This is a genomic window from Sphingomonas sp. BE138 (genome assembly GCF_031456125.1).
Taxonomy (GTDB): domain Bacteria; phylum Pseudomonadota; class Alphaproteobacteria; order Sphingomonadales; family Sphingomonadaceae; genus Sphingomonas.
Genome location: NZ_JAVDUC010000005.1, coordinates 247,642 through 266,258, shown reverse-complemented (window position 1 = coordinate 266,258; position 18,617 = coordinate 247,642). Strand labels below are relative to the sequence as shown.

General features: G+C 68.3%; 14 protein-coding genes. 11 read left to right on the top strand and 3 right to left on the bottom strand.

Translation table 11 applies throughout. The annotated features are described in order from the left end of the window. Window positions 1–1,076: MCP four helix bundle domain-containing protein (locus tag J2Y58_RS09370; protein ID WP_310101966.1), on the bottom strand; the 1,076-nt coding region annotated here is incomplete at its 3' end. A 373-nt stretch (window positions 1,077–1,449) separates the two neighbouring features. Here J2Y58_RS09370 and J2Y58_RS09365 point away from each other — a divergent pair. Next, window positions 1,450–2,397 carry a phosphatase PAP2 family protein gene (locus J2Y58_RS09365; protein ID WP_310101964.1) on the top strand — a complete coding sequence of 316 codons (948 nt, stop codon included), beginning with the start codon at window positions 1,450–1,452 and terminating at the stop codon, window positions 2,395–2,397. A 277-nt stretch (window positions 2,398–2,674) separates the two neighbouring features. Next, window positions 2,675–3,376, top strand: coding sequence for a fatty acid desaturase (locus J2Y58_RS09360; protein ID WP_310101961.1), 702 nt, complete (start codon window positions 2,675–2,677; stop codon window positions 3,374–3,376). Here J2Y58_RS09360 and J2Y58_RS09355 read toward each other — a convergent pair. Continuing rightward, complete coding sequence (locus J2Y58_RS09355; RefSeq protein ID WP_310101958.1) at window positions 3,345–4,442, bottom strand: glycosyltransferase; 1,098 nt, start codon at window positions 4,440–4,442, stop codon at window positions 3,345–3,347. The genes J2Y58_RS09360 and J2Y58_RS09355 overlap by 32 nt on opposite strands. Before the next feature lie 294 nt (window positions 4,443–4,736). Beyond that, window positions 4,737–5,831, bottom strand: coding sequence for a Gfo/Idh/MocA family oxidoreductase (locus J2Y58_RS09350; protein ID WP_310101954.1), 1,095 nt, complete (start codon window positions 5,829–5,831; stop codon window positions 4,737–4,739). 140 nt (window positions 5,832–5,971) lie between these two features. Between J2Y58_RS09350 and J2Y58_RS09345 the strand changes: the two genes are divergently transcribed. From J2Y58_RS09345 to nirD, 9 genes are all read left to right on the top strand, one after another. Beyond that, window positions 5,972–7,057 carry an LLM class flavin-dependent oxidoreductase gene (locus J2Y58_RS09345; protein WP_310101952.1) on the top strand — a complete coding sequence of 362 codons (1,086 nt, stop codon included), beginning with the start codon at window positions 5,972–5,974 and terminating at the stop codon, window positions 7,055–7,057. Continuing rightward, a complete protein-coding gene (locus J2Y58_RS09340) occupies window positions 7,054–8,283 on the top strand; it encodes an MFS transporter (protein ID WP_310101949.1) in 1,230 nt (409 codons plus the stop codon). Before J2Y58_RS09345 ends, J2Y58_RS09340 begins: the two co-directional genes overlap by 4 nt. A gap of 87 nt (window positions 8,284–8,370) precedes the next feature. Then, window positions 8,371–10,674 carry a TonB-dependent receptor gene (locus tag J2Y58_RS09335; protein ID WP_310101946.1) on the top strand — a complete coding sequence of 768 codons (2,304 nt, stop codon included), beginning with the start codon at window positions 8,371–8,373 and terminating at the stop codon, window positions 10,672–10,674. Continuing rightward, complete coding sequence (locus J2Y58_RS09330) at window positions 10,674–12,212, top strand: sulfatase (protein ID WP_310101944.1); 1,539 nt, start codon at window positions 10,674–10,676, stop codon at window positions 12,210–12,212. The genes J2Y58_RS09335 and J2Y58_RS09330 overlap by 1 nt, the downstream gene beginning before the upstream one ends. A 248-nt stretch (window positions 12,213–12,460) precedes the next feature. Further along, window positions 12,461–13,042 carry an ANTAR domain-containing protein gene (locus tag J2Y58_RS09325; RefSeq protein ID WP_310101941.1) on the top strand — a complete coding sequence of 194 codons (582 nt, stop codon included), beginning with the start codon at window positions 12,461–12,463 and terminating at the stop codon, window positions 13,040–13,042. Then, complete coding sequence (locus J2Y58_RS09320; RefSeq protein WP_310101938.1) at window positions 13,039–14,250, top strand: ABC transporter substrate-binding protein; 1,212 nt, start codon at window positions 13,039–13,041, stop codon at window positions 14,248–14,250. The genes J2Y58_RS09325 and J2Y58_RS09320 overlap by 4 nt, the downstream gene beginning before the upstream one ends. Window positions 14,251–14,491: 241 nt before the next feature. Beyond that, on the top strand, window positions 14,492–15,745 hold the full coding sequence (locus J2Y58_RS09315) for a nitrate/nitrite transporter (protein ID WP_310101936.1): 1,254 nt from the start codon (window positions 14,492–14,494) through the stop codon (window positions 15,743–15,745). A gap of 10 nt (window positions 15,746–15,755) precedes the next feature. Further along, window positions 15,756–18,236, top strand: a complete 2,481-nt coding sequence (gene nirB / locus J2Y58_RS09310; RefSeq protein ID WP_310101933.1) for a nitrite reductase large subunit NirB — start codon at window positions 15,756–15,758, stop codon at window positions 18,234–18,236. After that, window positions 18,233–18,586, top strand: coding sequence for a nitrite reductase small subunit NirD (gene nirD, locus J2Y58_RS09305; protein WP_310101932.1), 354 nt, complete (start codon window positions 18,233–18,235; stop codon window positions 18,584–18,586). Before nirB ends, nirD begins: the two co-directional genes overlap by 4 nt. The last annotated feature ends 31 nt before the right edge of the window (window positions 18,587–18,617 follow it).

Genomic DNA, 18,617 nt, shown 5'->3' with positions numbered 1-18,617 from the left:
ATCGCGGCGGCGGTTTCCTCGAGCGACGCCGCCTGCTGCTCGGTGCGCTGCGACAGGTCGTCGGAGGCCTGGCGGATGTCGCTGGCGCCGTTGGTGATGCCCGTCGCGCTCACCGATACCGCCGTCATGGCGGTCTCCACGGCGTCCATCGCGTTGTTGAAGTCGGCCTTCAGCTTCGCGAACGGCCCGGTCAGCTCGGCATCGACCCGCGCCGTCAGGTCGCCGCGCGCCAGCGCATCAAGTCCCGTCCCGACGCTGTCGACGATCAAGCGCGTCTGCTCCTCCTTGGCCTTCTCCGCAGAAGCGAGCTGATTGCGCAGGCCGGTCATGGCGCCGGCGAGGTCGCCGACCTCGTCGCTGCGCTCTTCCACCGGCACGTCGACGTCCATACGCCCGGCGGCCAATTGGCCCAGCGCGCCGGTCATCGCCGTCAGCGGTCGAGCGATTCCCCGAACAAGCATGCTCAGGATCGCCAGCAACAAGGCCGCAACGACGGCGACCGCCGCCATGGTCAAGCCGCGACTCCACCCGTATAGCAGTTGAGCATCGCGAGCGACGGTGTTCATAACCTCGGACTGAGCTTCCTGAACGGCAACCGCGCTCGAATTCGCCTGCTCGAAATCCGCGCGGATCGAATGATAGGTCGACAAGGCTGATTTGCTGTCGCCCTGTCGCGACAGGGCGAGCATGGCATCCGATCTCACCCGATACCGGGCCCAAGCCGCCTTGAATTTCTCGAGCGCCGCACGTGTCGTCGCCTTGTTGATGCGCGGCTCCAGGTACTTCAGCTTTTCCGCCACAAGGGACCGTTGCGCTTGCAGGGCCACTTCTGCCGACCGCATGTTCGACGGATCACTCGCCAAGACATGGGCGCTTTCTGCCACGCGATAATCCGACATCGCGGTGTTGATCGCGGCAGCCGCCTCCAACTTGGCGCGACGTTCGACACCAAGGTCAAACACCATGTCGTTCAAGCGACTCTGGTTGTATAGCGCCAGTCCGCCGATCGCCACGACCGCCAGGAACAGAATAGAGAAGCACAGGATAAGCTTTTTGCCGATGCGAAGGTTTTTCATTTCAGAAGCCATTTCGACGTTATCGCATCGATCCTAGCGCAACGACGTTAACACTTTCATTTTGATCCATGTTTTTGATTGTCGTGGCGCACAGGTCCGTAGCGATTCGCTGCTCAACGATGATGCCGTCACAAGTATGCTGCGCATCCGGTGAGATCAGGGTGGCGACAGCTTGGCGTTGCTGCGCAAGTTTAGCTCCGGACCTTTGCGCTAGCAGGCAGGAATGCCGCCGCAGCTGCATACCGATCTCAGGGAGAAAGGCGGCGGTCTGTCGATGGCGGCGCGATAGCGTGTCATCTGGATGATGGCCCCCCATGGCCGGGGACATTCGTGGCTCCGCCTGCGTTGGGCCGATATGCGTCAAGCACCGTCAATGCCCGCCGCCGACGCGCTGTCATGGGCGATCCTGCTCGGTATGCTCGGAAGCTGCGTATCGCTTGGCCTCGCAATGGGTTTTAGTATCGCAGCCGAGCGGGCGATGGCGCCCGCCGCCGGCCTGACCCTCCTCCTTAGCGGCGTCGTGATGGGCAGAAGGGCTGGGCGGAAGCATGTCTCCGCCGCTGCGGTGGCGCTCCTCCAGATGACGCTCTTCACTATCCTGGGCGTCACACTGGCGTATCTTTTCGCTGCCCGCGCCGAGCCGCTGTGGGACGCCGGTCTGGCCGCGGCCGACGCCAGGCTCGGGCTGCACTGGCCCGGCCTTCTCGCCGCTGCGGATCGATTGCCTGCGCCGCTGCTGATGTTGAGCGGTCTCGCCTATCATAGCCTGGCGGTGCAGATGGTGATCTGCATCCTCGTGCTCGCCGCGACGGGGCGGATCGAGCGGTTACGGCTGATGGTGGCGGCGGCCGTGCTGGCCGGCGTGGCGACGATCCTCATCTCCGGCCTCATGCCGGCGTTCGGCAATCTCTTCGCGCCGAGCGCCTACCGGCAGCTCTGGCCGTCGGTCGCCTGGCTGGAGCGCGATCTGATCGCAGGGCTGCGAAACGGCAGCCTCCGGCAACTCGATCTTTCGCAACTGATGGGGATCGTCAGCTTTCCGAGCTATCACGCGACCCTGCCGGTTATCCTGGCCTGGTCGCTGCGGCCGATCCGCGGCGCGTTCTGGCCTGGCGCGTCGTGGGCGGGGCTGACGGTGATGGCGACGCCGCTGTTCGGCGGCCATTATGCGGTGGACGTGATCGCGGGGCTACTGCTCGCCCTGATCGCCATCGCCGCCGTCCGCCCGCTCGCGGCGAGCGATGCGGGCGTGCCTGGCTCGGCGGGCGGGATCAGGGCGGTGCAGGCAAAGGGCACCCAAGCGATCCATGGTCTGGTATGAGACGCCATCGGTCGTCACAGCGGCAGCCTCGACCGTGGAATATTGCACCCTGCGGCGCATGATGGCGTCCTGTATGCTGTCGTTCACGACATGGTTCATGAGCGATTCGGATGAGATGGCGGCAAGCGTACCGCGTTCGCCATGCATGAAGCGCAAGGAGGCAAGGTGAGTTTCGGTATCCTCTTCGCGCCCGGCCCCGATCGGCCGAACGCCGCTTGCGGCTGCGAGTGGATCGGTGACTGAGCCAGCGATCCTTCGGCGACGCGGGCGACGCAGCATGGCGTTTGCCGCCGCGATCGGTGCTGCGTGGTCGACGATCCACATCGGCGGCATCTTCTTCTGGGAGTGGACGGCGGCGGGCCTGGCGCTCGCCATCGGACTGGTCCTGGTTCAGGCATGGCTCAGCACCGGGCTGTTCATCGTCGCCCACGACTGCATGCACGGGTCGTTTGCGCCAGGGCATCCGCGTTTGAACACGGTGGTGGGCTCGCTCTGTCTGGCGGCCTATGCCGGCTTGTCCTACGCTGCCCTGTTGCCGAAGCATCATGCGCATCACGCGGCGCCGGGGACTTCTGCCGATCCCGACTTTCACGTCACCGCTCCCAGCCGGGCCTTGCCCTGGTTCGTCGGCTTTTTCCGAAGCTATTACACGCACGGGCAGCTCGGGAGGATTACCCTGGCGGCGACCCTGTACGTGATCCTGGGCGCCTCGCTCCTCAACATCGTCGTCTTCTGGGCGATCCCTGCGCTGATTGCGCTCGCGCAGCTCTTTGTCTTCGGTACCTTCCTGCCGCATCGGCACGGCGACGAGCCGTTCACCGACGCGCATAACGCGCGCAGTTCCAGGCTGCATCCGAGCTTGTCCTTGCTCACCTGCTACCATTTCGGCGCCTACCATCACGAACATCACCTGCACCCCGGCACGCCGTGGTGGCGCTTGCCGGCGCTCAGGCGCGAGATGTCAGCGCCGCGTCGATGATCGCCGCCGCACCGGCTCCGCCACCGCCTGCGGCCATGGCGCCTGCGATCCGACGAGAGGCGTTTCTGTAACGCTCGTCATCGAGGAGATCGCGCAGCGCGCGCGCCAGTGATGCGGTGCTGAGCCGACGGGGCGACAGGACTTTGCCGGCGCCGATATGGGCGATGCGGGCCGCGGTGCCGGGCTGTTCGAACCCGATCGGCAGAACCATGACCGGGATCCCTGCGGCCAGTGCATCGAGGACCGAGTTGAACCCGCCGTGCAGGATCGCCGCAGCACATCGGTCGAGCACGGTACGTTGCGGCCAGAAGGCACGCACCAGGGGATCACCTGGTAACGAGGCCTCCTCCGCCGCGGAAAGCCCGCCGCCATGTCCGATCACCGCGCGTGCGCCCACGGCAGCGCAGGCCGCGGCCATGATGCGGAACAGGGCCGGACGCGCACCCTGCAGCGTGCCCAGCGAGCAGAAGATCAACGGGCGCCCGTCGCCGGCAAGCGCGACATGCTCCGCGTCGGGCAACCGCCATGGTGATCCGTAATGAAGGGCGGTCGAACGGGAAGGCCGAGGAAAGTCGAGTTCGCGCGGGCATTGCGCTACCTGCGTCGCGATCTGCGTGTCCCGATCGGCAAGCCGCCAGTCCCTCCGACGTGCCTCAATGACCGAAGCGATCGGCCGCATCAATTGCGCCGCGACGAGGTAGCCCGAACGGTTGCGAAAACGACCCCATGCGTCGTCACGGTAGCGCCAGCCTACGTACGGCGGTGGCACCGCGTCGTCCCTCGACAGCGGCAATCCCGTGACGACCCCGGCGCACGGCAGGCCGAGGCGTGCCGCGATCAGCGGCCCGGATGGCTCGACGGCATCCGCCAGCACGGCGGTGGCGCCGATCCGCTCGAGCACCGCTGGAGCCTGCGCCAACAGCAGTTCGGTCATTGTGGCCGTCATTCGGATCATCCGCCGCAATCCGATCGGTCCCGTCGGCTGTGCCAGGGCCGCGAGGTAGTTTGCGAACAGGTCGTCGCTCTCGCCGGGTAGCGCCGCGAAGTCGAGCGAGGAACGGGTCACCAGCCGCTGCGCCGCGGCGATGTGGACGATCGACACGCGCCAGCCGAGCCGCCGCAGATGGACACTCACGGCCGTAACCGGATTGAGGTGGCCCGACAGGGGCGCCGTGATGATCGCGATATGTCCGCTGGAGGGGGGACGGCTCATGCGCCGGCGCTAGCTTGAATGGCCCGTTGCGATCCATGCCTTCTATCAGTCAGTTATGCATTTCTCCCAAGGTTCTCCTCGCCACCTCGTCGTTCAGCAGCTGGAGTACGATGCTGCTCGGGGGCTGCGATCCCGCATCGCGGCAGCTCAGCGCTGGTCGGCCACCTCCGCGATCTCCACCACGCGATGTTCCCGCGCGCTGATTTCCGCGGCAGCGCCGATCTGAACGGCGCGCAAACCGTCGAGCGCGGTGACGTGTACCACCCCGTCGCCGCGCACTGCTGCCGCGAAGGCGCGATGCTGGAAGAAGGTCGCGCCTTCGTGGCTCCCGGCGGCGAGGGCGACCGGGTCGATCGCGACGCGCGTGCGTTCGACGCGCTTCGCCTGACCGAAGCCGACGCGAGGGCTGAAGACCAGCTCCCCCGGCGGGATCAGGACGTCGAGGCGGGCGGCGTCGCCCGTTGCGGTCATTTCCTCCTGGTGCTCGGCGCCATCGGCGAACATCGACAGATCGAGCATGGCGCGGACGCCATTCGCGAAATCGACGGTGGTGAAGCTGTTGTCGATGATGTCGGGACGGGCACCGTCATATCGCTCCTCGACATGGTTCACGTCCATCGCGCCCGAGCAGTAGACGCGGACCGCTTCGGACTGCACGATCAATCGCATCAGATCGAAGAAGTGGCAGCATTTCTCGACCATCGTGCCGCCGGTGTTGCGCGCGAAGCGGTTCCAGTCGCCGACCTTGGGCAGGAAAGGAAAGCGATGCTCGCGGATCGACAGCATCCGCAAGGCGCCGACACGCCCGGCATGGACCTGTTCGATAAACGCGGCGGCCGGGGGCATGAAGCGATATTCCATCCCGGTCCAGAACGGGCGCGGGTGCGCTGCGGCGCGATCGACGATCCAGCGCGCATCGGCCACGGTGGTGGCGAGCGGCTTTTCGCAGAGGATCGCAGCGTCCATCCCGAACAACGGTTCGAGCACGGCACGGTGGGTGTGGTTGGGCGAAGCGACGACGATGGCGTCGACCGACGCTTCCTGTGCGAACGTCTCGACGTCGTTGAAGGTCGCGACCGCATCGGCCTTGGCGCCCAGCGCGTCCCTCGCCCACCCCAGCGACGTCGCGACAGGGTCGACGACCGCGACGACCTCGGCATCGGGAAGGAGCGCGATGTTGCGCAGATGCTCGACCCCCATCATGCCCGTGCCCACCACGCCGTAGCGGATTTTCGCCGTCATCGTCGCTCCTTGCCCTTTCTTTGCGCGCGCTTTCCCGCCGATCATGGGCACGCGACAACAGGGCAAAGCTTTACGGAGGGAAAGCGCGGGCATGTGGCAGGCGCGGCGAAGCGCTGGCATGAACGCGGCCGGACAGGCCGATGGAGAGCAATATCGTGACGACGACCGCCGGGCCGTGCGAGATCAGCTGGTTCTCCGCCTTGTGCGACGACGACTATGAGTTCCTGGGCGTGCCGGACCCGGCGCTGCGGTCGAGCTGGGAGCATTGCCGCGACATCGTGCTGCAGGCCGAGACGGCGGGCTACGACAATTGCCTGCTGCCGTCGGGCTATGCGCTGGGGATCGACACGACCGCGTTCGCGGCAGGGATCGCGCCCATGCTGCGGCGGATGCGGCTGTTGATGGCGGTTCGGATCGGCGAGAGCTGGCCGCCGCAACTGGCGCGGCAGATCGCGACGATCGACCGCATGCTGGGCGGGCGGCTGACCGTCAACATCATTTCCAGCGACCTGCCGGGCGAAACGCTGGACAGCGCCCCTCGCTATGCGCGCACCGTCGAGGCGATGCACATCCTGCGCACGCTGCTCGACGGACAGCCGCTCGATCACGACGGTGACTTCTGGAAGCTGAAGCTCGATCCGCCGCGCGTGACGACGGCGTCGGGACGTTGCCCGCCCTTCTACTTCGGCGGCTTGTCGGAAGCGGCGCGCGAGGCGGCGGCGACGGGCGCCGACGTCTATCTGATGTGGCCCGACACGATGGACGGCGTGCGCGGGATCGTGTCCGACCTGCGCGCACGGGCGGCGCGACGCGGGCGGACACTTCGGTTCGGCTACCGGGTGCACGTCGTGGTGCGCGAGACCGAGGCGGAGGCGCGCGTCGCCGCCGACCGGTTGCTGTCGAAGCTGGACGACGCCGCGGGTGCCGCGATCCGCGCCCGGTCGCTCGACTCGCAATCGGCCGGGGTTCGTCGGCAGGCCGAGTTGCGCGAGGGCGCGGACGATGGCTATGTCGAGGCGAACCTGTGGACCGGTATCGGCCGCGCGCGTTCGGGCTGCGGCGCGGCGATCGTCGGCGATCCCGATCAGGTGCTCGCCAAATTGCAGGCGTATCGCGCCGCCGGGATCGATGCGTTCATCCTGTCGGGCTATCCGCACGCCGCCGAGGCCGATCTTTTCGCGCGCCATGTCCTGCCGCTGATCGATCATGCGCCGCTGACGCTGTGAGCCGTCCCGTCGCGGAACTGAGCGGGCGGCACCGCGCGCTGCTCTTCGCGCTGGTCATCACCGCCGGCGTTCTCAATCTGGTCGACCGGCAGGTGATCGCGGTGCTGAAGCCTGTGATCGCCGCCGATCTCGGCTGGAGCGACGACGATTACGGTACGCTGGCGGCCTGGTTCCAGGGCGGCGCGGCGGTCGGCTTCCTGTTCAGCGGCTGGATCGCGGATCGGCTGGGGGTGCGCTGGGCCAATCCGGTCGGGGTCGCGGCGTGGAGCGTGGCGGCGTTGCTGCACGGCTGGGCGCGATCGATGACCGAGTTCGTCGCGGTGCGCGTCGCGCTCGGCGCGACCGAAGCGATGGGGACGCCGACGGGGATCAAGACCGTTGCCGCGGTGCTGCCGCCGCGCTGGCGCTCGACCGGGTTCGGCGCGGGCAATGCCGCCAACAGCCTGGGCGCGATCCTCGCGCCGCTCGCGATTCCCGTGCTCGGGCTCTCGCTCGGGTGGCGGGGGACGTTCGTGGCGGTCGGGCTCCTCGGGTTGCTGTGGGCGTTGGCGTGGCTGGTCGCGGCGCGCGGCATTGTCTTCGCGCAACCGGTCGCCGCCATGGCTGCGCCGCTGCCGGACCGGCCGCTGCTGCGTGACCGCCGGATGTGGGCGGTGGCGGGTGCGAAACTGCTGTCGGATGCGACCTGGTGGCTGCTGCTGTTCTGGCTGCCCGATTTCTTCCATCGCCAGTTCGGGTTGTCGGGGGTCGCGCTGGGGGTGCCATTGGCGCTGGCCTATGGCGGTGCGGCGATCGGGTCGCTGCTGGGCGGGGTGATCCCGACGCGGTGGCTGGGGCGGGGCGCGTCGGTGAACCGCGTCCGCAAGGGCGTGTTGCTGGGCGCGGCGCTGGCGGTGATGCCGATCCCGCTGGCGCTGGCGACGCACAGCTATCCGCTCGCGGTGCTGCTGATGGCGCTGGCGCTGGCGGGGCACCAGGCATTTTCGACCAACGTCTTTGCGATGATCGCCGACATCGTGCCGCAGCGGCGCGTCGGGCGCGTCACCGCATTCGGCGCCTTCTGCGGCAATATGGGCGGCGTGGCGATCGCGAAGATCGCCGGGCTGACGCTGGCGGCGGGGCTGGGGTACCTGCCGCTGCTGTTGTTCGCCGGCGTCGCCTATCTGGCGGCATGGGGGTGGATCCAGTTGTTGCTGCCGCGGCTCACGCCCATTGTGGACGGGTAAAGTCGGGCTGAACATGGGCGAGGCGCTTCTTTATACCCGATCGGAGGACTAGGAGTTAGCGTTAGCATCGATTGAAAAGGGGAGCCGATGTTCGACCGACGCCTGCCTGCGCTGCTTGCCACCACTGCCTTCACGCTGTTCGCCACGCCGGCCGTCGCGCAGGACACGACGCCGCCGCCCGCCGAAGCGCCCGTAGCGAAGGACGAGGGCGATGTCGTCGTCACCGCGCGCTTCCGCAACGAGACGCTCCAGCAGGTACCGATCGCGATCACCGCGGTCGACGGACGATCGCTGGCCGAGCGGCAATTGAACAACCTGGAGCGGATCGCGGCGTCGATCCCGTCTGTCGGGTTTCGCAGCGGCGCGTCGAACAAGGACCGCACGATCTTCATCCGCGGCATCGGCACGATCACCACCTCGCCGGGCGTCGAGCCTTCGGTGTCGACCGTGCTGGACGGCGTCGTCCTGACGCGCCCGGGCCAGTCGACGCTCGACCTGGGCGAGGTCGAGCGGATCGAGGTGCTGCGCGGGCCGCAAGGTACGTTGTTCGGGAAGAACGCCTCGGCCGGCGTCGTCAACATCGTCACCCGCAATCCCACCGACGAATTCCATGCCTTTGGTGAGGCGGGGGCGACCACCGATGAGGAATATCGCATCAAGGCGGGGGTGTCGGGGGCGATCGTGCCGGGCAAGGTGCAGGCGCTGATCGGCGGGCTGTACAGCGACTTCGACGGCAATCTGCGCAACGTGGTGACGGGGAACGACGCCAACGGATCGCGGCGCTATGGCGCACGCGGCAAGTTGGTGGTGACGCCGTTCGACGTGCTAAAGCTGACCGCGATCGGTGACTATCTCAACACGCGCGAGACGGTCGCGGGCGTGTACCAGTCGACGCAGCAGATCGCCTATCCGACGCGCGCGATCACCGACTCCGCGCCGCTTGCCGCCGCGCTGGCGGCGCGCGGGATCGTGGCGGCGCCGGGCAACCGCCGGCTGGCGACCGACATCGACACGAGCGTCCGCGACGAGAATTACGGCGGGTCGCTGACCGCCGACCTGGCGCTGGGCGACTATCAGGTCACCTCGATCACCGCGTGGCGGCAATGGCTGAACCACCAGCGGCAGGATTACGACGGACTGGCGCAACTGACCACGACCTTTCCGTCGGGCGCCGATGACGGCAGCGTCGACAGCCGGCAATTTTCGCAGGAACTGCGGCTCACCTCGCCGCGCGGCGGGCTGATCGACTATGTGCTGGGCGCCTATTACCTGCGCGCGCGGACCGACGAGCGCTATCAGCGATCGCTGACGACGCTGGCGGGCACGACGCAGACCGCGACCACGGGTGTCGCCGATTACGGCATCACCAACCACAATTACGCGCTGTTCGGCGAGACGAACGTCAACTTCACCGAGCATTTCCGCGCGATCGCGGGCTATCGCTCGACATGGGACTCGCTCGACTTCTACCATGTCCGTACGTCCAGCAACGACCCGACGAACAGCGGTGCGGCCACGCTCGACCGTCCGGGTATACGCGCCTACCACAATGCGAAGGGCAGCACCGATGCGCGCGGCGACAGCTATCGGCTCGGCCTGCAGCTCGATCTCGGCGAGCATGCGCAGACGTATTTCACCTATTCACGCGGCTATAAGGGGCCGGCGTACAACGTCTATTTCAACATGCGCTCGCTCAACGCGACGACGCTCCTCGACGAAGTGCCGCTGAGCCCGGAGACGTCGAACTCCTACGAGGCCGGGATCAAGGGCAGCACCGCCAATCGCGCGCTCAGCTACGCGCTCGCGGTCTATACCACCGACTTCGACGGGTATCAGGCGAACTTCACGGATTCGGTGGGCGGCGCGCCGGTGACGCGGCTCATCAACGCGGGGTCGGTGCGGTCGCGCGGTGTCGAGGCCGACGTGACCTTGCGCCCGACCACCGGGTTCACGATCGACCTGTCGGGCGCCTATACCGACGCGACGGTGCGCGACTTCAATTGTCCGGTCGGGGCGCCGGTCAGTTGCAACATCAACGGACAGCCGCTCCCCTACGCGCCCAAGGTGCGGCTGTTCGAAAACGCGACCTATCGCTTCGCGCTGTCCGATGCGCTGTCGATGGAGCTGCAAAGCGACGTGACGTTCAGCAGCAAGGTGCAATATTCCCTGGCGCAGACGCCCAACACGATCCAGCCCGCCTATGCGATCTGGAACGCCAGCGTCGCGTTGCTGCGTCCGGGCGACGGTTGGCAATTGCGCGCTTACGTCAAGAACATCGCCGATACGCCCTATGCCAGCTTCCTGACCAACGGCACGTTCGCGGGCACGGTGCGGTTCGTGCCGCGCGACGATCGGCGCTATGCCGGACTGTTGCTGCGCAAGGATTTCTGATGACCGACGATACGACGCGCCGTGGCGTGCTGCTGGCCGGGACGGGCGGGGCGTTCGGGTTGTACTCGATGGCGGCCGGCGCCGTGCCGGCGGCGCGGCGGTCGCGGCGGTTGCCGCGCCTGCCGGGCGTGAAACCGCGCAACATCCTGGTCGTGCTGACCGACGATCATCGCTACGACGCGATGGGCTTCATGAAGGCACAGGATTTCGGCGACACCCCGACGCTCGACCGGCTGGCGCGCGAGGGGACGCATTTCCGCAATGCCTTCGTCACCACCGCCTTGTGCTCGCCCAGCCGCGCGTCGATCTTCACCGGACTGTACGCGCACCAGCACAAGGTGGTCGACAACAACCACCCGATCCCGCCGGGACTGGTCTTCTATCCGGAGTATCTCCAGGCAGCGGGCTACGACACCGCGTTCATCGGCAAATGGCACATGGGCGACGAGGGCGATGCGCCGCAGCCCGGTTTCGATCACTGGGTGAGCTTCAAGGGGCAGGGCAGCTACCTGCCGAGTGCCGACGGGCTGAACGTCGACGGCCGGCGCGTGCCGCAAAAGGGTTACATAACCGACGAGCTGACCGACTACGCACTCGACTGGATCGGCAAGCGGCCGGCGGGCAGGCCGTGGATGATGCACCTCGCGCACAAGGCCGTGCATTCCGAATTCATCCCCGCCGAGCGGCACAAGGGGCGGTACGACAAGGAGGTGTTCCGCTATCCGGCGTCGATGCAGCCGCGCGCGCCGGGGCGGCCGATGTGGGTCGAGAACCAGCGCAACAGCTGGCACGGCGTCGGCTTTCCGTATCACGGGACGCTCGACATCGGCGATTACTACAAGCGCTACATGGAAACGCTGCTCGCGGTCGACGAGGGGCTGGCGCGGATCATGGACCTGCTGGAGAGGCGCGGCGAACTGGACGACACGCTGATCCTCTACCTTGGTGACAACGGCTTCATGTTCGGCGAGCACGGGCTGATCGACAAGCGCACCGCCTATGAGGAATCGATGCGCATCCCGATGCTCGCGCGCTGCCCGGCGCTGTTCCCGGCCGGCAGCGTCGTCGAGCAGGTGGTCGCCAACATCGACATCGCGCCAACGCTGCTGGCCGCGGCCGGGCTACGCGCGCCGGACACGATGGCCGGCAGCAACGCACTGCCGCTGGTGCGCGACCCGCGCGCGCCGTGGCGGAGCGAACTGCTCTACGAATATTATTGGGAGCGCAACTTCCCGCAGACGCCGACCGTCCACGCGCTGCGCGAGGATCGCTACAAGTACATGCACTTCCACGGCATCTGGGACATCGACGAACTCTACGACCTCGCCGCCGACCCGCACGAGACCGACAATCTGATCGCGCGGCCGGGGCATGAGGATCTGGCCGAGCGGATGAGCGGAAAGCTGTTCGCGCTGCTGGAGAAGACCGATGGGATGGCGATCCCGCTGAGCGCGGATGCGGGCGTGCGCAACGCGCTGCGTGACCCCGCAGGCCCGGCACAGGCGCCGTTTCCCGCGATCCTCCAGCGCCCTGGGTAAGTCGCGCTCGTCCTGCGCTGATCGGCATCGCTCGTCGTCGCCATCGAGTCGGCGGGCTCTGCGAAGCGTCGGCGATCCTCGTCGATGGCTCGCCTGTTCCGGCTCCTTGCCCGCAGGCTCCAGGAGGCCAGCGAACCTGCCCGCATGCCTGCATCGCCGCCGCAGCCGGCAGTGCCATCGGCGACACGCCGCGATCCTCGCGTAGCAAGGGGCTGGGCGAAGCAGGTCGTTCGCGATATCCCGCGCTCGTGAGGATCGCGATCATCGATACCAGCACCACGCGCGCCGCGATCATCTCGGAGGGGTTGCGCGACGCCGGGCTCAGCGACCTCGTGGTCATCGATCCCGCCGGGCCGCTCGTCGCGCAGGTCGAGGCGAGCGCGCCCGAGGTGGTTTTGATCAACCTCGAAAACCCCAGCCGCGACCTTCTGGAGGACTTTTTCGCGATGTCGCGCGCCCTGGCGCGGCCGATCGCGATGTTCGTCGACCAATCGGATGCGCAAAGCACGATGGCGGCGGTGGATGCCGGCGTGTCGGCCTATGTCGTGGACGGGCTCGCCAGGCAGCGCATCAAGCCGGTGCTCGATTTGGCGATCCGCCGCTTCCAGGCGTTCTCGCGGCTTCAGACCGAACTCGCCGAGGCGAAGTCGGCGCTCGCCGATCGGCAGACGGTCGACCGAGCCAAGGCGATCCTCATGAAGCGCCGCGGGCTGGACGAGCCCGCCGCCTATGCGCTGCTGCGCGGCCATGCGATGAAGTCCAACCGCCGCATCGCCGAGGTGGCGGAGGCGATCGTGACCAGCGAGGCGCTGATGGGAGAGCTGCCGTGAGCGCCGAGTTGTTCCGCATCGGCTTCGTGCCGCTGGTCGATGCCGCGCTGCCGATCCTGGCGCACGAACTCGGCTTCGCCGCTGCCGAGGGCGTGCGGATCGAGCTGGTGCGCGACCTCACCTGGGCGACCGTGCGCGACCGGCTGCTCTACGGCCATACCGACGCCGCGCACATGGTCGCGCCGCTCGCGATCGCGACCGCTTTGGGGCGCGATCGCCCGGCGGTGCCGATCACGGTGCCGTTTGTGCTCGGGCTCAATGGCAATGCGATCACCTTCTCGACCGCCTTGGGAGAGGCGTGCGGACTGGGCGATTCGCTCGGCGATCCGCACCTGCTGGGCGACGCGCTGAAGGAGGTGGCGGCGCGGCGTCGGGCCGACGGCCGGCCGCTGCGCTTCGGCGTCGTCCACCGGTATTCCAGCCACAATTACATGCTGCGCTACTGGCTGGCCGGGGTGGGGATCCGTCCCGACAGCGATGTCGCGATCACCGTCACCAGCCCGACCTTCGCCGCCGACGCGCTGGCGGCGGGCGAGGTCGACGGCATTTGCGTGGGCGAGCCGTGGAACTCGATCGCGGTCGATCGCGGGGTCGGGCGTATCGCGCTGGCGACCGCGCAGATCTGGCGACGCGGCGTCGAAAAGGTGCTGGCGTTGCGCACCGATACCGCTGCGGCGCGCCCGGAGGCGCTCGCGGCGTTGCTGCGCGCGCTCCACGCCGCCGCGGCGCATTTCGTGCGCCCGGAGACGGTGCAGGACAGCGCGGCGCTGCTGGCGCGGCGCGACTATCTCGACGCGCCGGTCGACGCGGTCTTGCGCGCGATCACCGACCGGATCCGCGTTACCCCGGGCAGCGTGCCGGTCCACTATCCCGATTTCATGTTCCAGCATCGCGAGGCGGCGAACTTCCCGTGGCGCAGCCAGGCGGCGTGGCTCTACGCGCAGATGGTTCGTTGGGACGGCATGCCGTTCAGTTCCGATGATGCGGCCGCTGCGCAAGGCGTGTTCCGGCCCGACCTGTATCGCGCGGCGCTCGCCGGGTCGGGCGCACCGCTCCCCAACGCCAGCTCGAAGCTGGAGGGGGCGTTGGACGCGCCGATCGGCGCGGGCTCGACGCAGGGGCGGTTGCTGCTCGGGCAGGATCGCTTCTTCGACGGCCGCGCCTTCGATCCCGACGACATCGCCGGCTATCTCGCCCGCCTCCCGTAACCGCTGCGTGCTGCGCGTGCGAAGGGGACTTGCATCGCGGCCGCGAATCAGGCAGCTTCTCGGTCGCCAGGCAATGATGCCGGGCACGAGATAGCAGCGATACGCCTCTCCAGCGCCGGGGAGGTTCACGCTGGCGGAGCAGGGCGGCACGCCCCGCATCCGTACCGAGGCAACGACGCCGCCAGGACGCACCCGAGAAGGGTCGCCGTCCTGGCGGCTTTTTCTGTTTGGAGCACGGGCGATGGCGACGGCGTTCTGGGATCGCGAACGAAGCGGGGGGCGACAGGCGAGCGGCGGCGGAAGCTTCTGGGCGAGCGGGCACACCCCGACGCTCGTCGCCGCCTTCCTCTATTTCGACCTTGCCTTCATGGTGTGGGTGCTGCTGGGGCCGCTGGCGCCGTATATCGCCAAGGCGCTGGCACTCGGCCCGGCCGAGAAGGGGCTGATGGTCGCGGTGCCGACGCTGGCCGGCGCGGGGCTTCGCGTCGTCAACGGCCTGCTGGTCGACCGCATCGGGCCGAAGCGCTCGGGCGCGATCAGCCAGCTGATCGTCATCGCCGGTCTGTTTTCGGCGTGGACGCTGGGGGTCAGCAGCTTCGCGGGCACGCTGGCGCTCGGTGTCATCCTCGGCTTTGCCGGTGCCAGCTTCGCGATCGCGCTGCCGCTCGCCAGCCGTTGGTACCCGCCCGAGCATCAGGGCAAGGCGATGGGGCTCGCCGGCATGGGCAATTCGGGCACGGTGTTCGCGGCGCTGTTCGCGCCGGCGCTGGCGGCGCTGTTCGGGTGGAATGCGGTGCTCGGGCTGGCGTGCATCCCGCTCACGGTCGTGTTCCTCGTCTATATGGCGCTGGCCAAGGATCCGCCGAACCCGCCCGCGCCGAAGCGGCTGGCCGAATATCTCGCCCCGCTGCGGCAGGGCGACGCCTGGTGGCTGATGGCCTTCTATTCGGTGACGTTCGGCGGCTTCGTCGGGCTGGCGGCCAGCCTGCCGATCTATTTCACCGACCGCTTCGCGCTCAGCCCGATCCACGCCGGCTATGCCACCGCCGCCTGCGTGTTCGCGGGATCGCTGGTTCGCCCGATGGGCGGCGCGCTGGCGGACCGGATCGGCGGGGTGCGCGCGCTGACGGGTGTCTTCGCGCTCGCCGCGCTGGCGTTGGTGGGGGTCAGCATGGCCGGCACCTTCGTCGCCGCGCTCGCCTGCTTCGTCGCCGCGATGCTGGCGCTCGGCGTCGGCAACGGCGCGGTGTTCCAGCTGGTGCCGCAGCGCTTCGCCGCCGAGATCGGGGTCATGACCGGGCTGGTCGGCATGGCCGGCGGCATCGGCGGCTTCTACCTCGCCTCGTCGCTGGGCCTCGCCAAGCAATGGACCGGCAGCTTCGCGCCCGGCTTCCTGATCTTCGCCGCGCTGGCGCTGGTCGCGCTCGCCGGGCTGACGATCGTCAAGCGCGGCTGGCGTGCGCGCTGGGGCACCGCCGCCGGCGTGCGGATCTGAGGGGGCCACCATGAAGCACGAACCGATCCGCATCGACCAGGCCGACACCCGGCCGCACCTGATCGTCATCGGCAACGGCATGGCCGGGTGCCGGGCGGTCGAGGAACTGCTCGCCCGCGATCCCACGCGCTACCGCGTGACGATCGTCGGGGCCGAGCATCACCCCAATTACAACCGCATCATGCTGTCGCCGGTGCTCGCGGGCGAGAAGACCTTCGCCGAGATCGTCATCAACGATCACGACTGGTACGCCGCCAACGGCATCACCCTGCTGGCGGGCGACCCGGTGATCGCGATCGATCGCCCAGCGCGCACCGTCACCACGCGCGCCGGGATCGTGATGGACTATGACCGCTTGCTGATCGCGACCGGCTCCGATCCGTTCATCATCCCGGTGCCGGGCCGCGACCTGCCCGGCGTGATCGGCTTCCGCGACATGACCGATGTTGGCACGATGCTGGCCGCCGCCGAAAAGGGCGGGCGCGCGGTGGTGATCGGCGGCGGACTGCTGGGTCTGGAAGCCGCGCACGGCCTCGCGCTGCGCGGCATGACCGTCACCGTCCTCCACCTCATGCCGACCCTGCTCGAACGGCAGCTCGACGAAGCGGCGGCGTGGCTGCTGCGTCAGGCGCTGGAGGCGCGCGGGCAGACGATCCTGACCGGTGCCGACACCGCCGCGATCCTGGGCGCCACGCACGTCACCGGCGTTGCGCTGAAGGACGGGACCGAGCTTCCCGCCGACCTGGTCGTGATGGCGGTCGGCATCCGCCCATCGGTGGCCTTGGCGCGCGAGGCGGGGCTCGACGTCGGGCGCGGCATCCGCGTCGACGACCATATGGTCACCAGCGATCCCGCCGTGCTGGCGGTCGGCGAGTGCGTCGAGCACGGCGGGCAGGTGTATGGCCTCGTCGCGCCGCTGTGGGACATGTGCCGCGCGCTGGCCGATGGCCTGGTCGAGCAGCCCAGCGGCTACCGCCCCGCCCCCACGGCGACCAAGCTGAAGGTCGCCGGGCTTGACGTCTTCTCCGCAGGCGACTTCTCCGGCGGCGACGGCGCGCAGGACATCGTGCTGCGCGATGCCAGCCGCGGTATCTACAAGCGGGTGGTGGTGCGCGACGACCGCATCGTCGGCGCGGTGCTCTACGGCGATACCGCCGACGGCAATTGGTATTTCGACCTGCTCAAGAAGGGCGAGGACATTGCCTCGATCCGCGACTCCTTGATCTTCGGTCAGGCCTTCGCCTCCGGAGGTGGGCAGGCGGACCCTAGGGCGGCCGTTGCGGCGCTTTCCGACGAGGCGGAAATCTGCGGCTGCAACGGCGTGACCAAGGGCCGCGTGCTGGCGTGCATCGACGGCGGCGCGCGCAGCCTCGACGCGGTGCGCTCGGGCTGCAAGGCCTCGGCGAGTTGCGGGTCGTGCACCGGCATCGTCGAGAGCCTGCTGGCGCTGCGGCTCGGCGCGGAGGTCGAGGCCGGACCGAAGACGATGTGCAAATGCACCAGCTTCGGCCACGACCATGTCCGCCGCGAGATCGTCGCGCAGGGGATGCGCGCGATCCCGGAGGTCATGCAGAAGCTGCACTGGTCGACGCCCGACGGCTGCTCGTCGTGCCGCCCGGCGCTCAATTACTATCTGCTCTGCGCGCTGCCCGGCGATTATGTCGACGACCAGCAGAGCCGCTTCGTCAACGAGCGGATGCACGCCAACATCCAGAAGGACGGCACCTATTCGGTCGTCCCGCGCATGTGGGGCGGCCTCACCAGCCCCAAGGAGCTGCGCGCGATCGCCGACGTAGTCGAGAAGTTCAACGCGCCGATGGTCAAGGTCACCGGCGGCCAGCGGCTCGACATCTTCGGGATCAGGAAGGAGGATCTGCCCGCGGTCTGGGCGGATCTGAACGCCGCCGGGATGGTCAGCGGCCATGCCTATGGCAAGTCCCTGCGCACCGTGAAGACGTGCGTGGGAAGCGAATGGTGCCGCTTCGGCACGCAGGATTCGACGGGGCTGGGCGTGAAGATCGAACGCGCGACCTGGGGATCGTGGATGCCGCACAAGTTCAAGATCGCGGTCAGCGGTTGCCCGCGCAATTGTGCGGAGGCGACGATCAAGGACTTCGGCGTGGTCTGCGTCGACAGCGGCTACGAGCTGCACGTCGGCGGGAACGGCGGGATCAAGGTGCGCGCCACCGACCTGCTGTGCAAGGTCGCGACCGAGGCGGAGGCGATGGAGATGTGCGCCGCTTTCATCCAGCTCTATCGCGAGGAAGCCCGCTATCTGGAGCGCACCGCGCCGTGGATCGAGCGCGTCGGGCTCGACTATGTCCAGTCGCGGCTCCTCCCCGATGCCGAGGCGCGCGCCGGGCTCGCCGCGCGCTTCTTCTACTCGCAACGCTTCTCGCAGGACGATCCCTGGGCGCAACGCGCCGCGGGGGCCGAACGCGAGCATCACGCGCCGCTGGCGCGCTTCCAGCCGCAGGAGGAACTGGCATGATCCCCCCTCTTCTTACCGGCGACTGGCTCGACGTGGGTCGCGTCGACGAGATCCCGCTGCGCGGCAGCCGCACCGTCCAGGTGGCGGGCGGCGACGACATCGCGATCTTCCGCACCGGCGAGGATCAGGTCTTCGCGCTGCGCGACCGCTGCCCCCACAAGCACGGGCGATTGTCGCAGGGCATCGTCCATGGCGGCGCGGTCGCGTGCCCGCTCCACAATTGGCGTATCTCGCTCAGCACCGGCGAGGCGCTGGGCGAGGACAAGGGCTGCACCCCGACCGTGCCGGTGAAGATCACCGCCGGTCGCATCCTGATCTGCCGCGCCGGCACGCTGGCGGCCGCGGCATGAGCGCGCGTGTAAGCCCTCTCCCCTCCGGTGA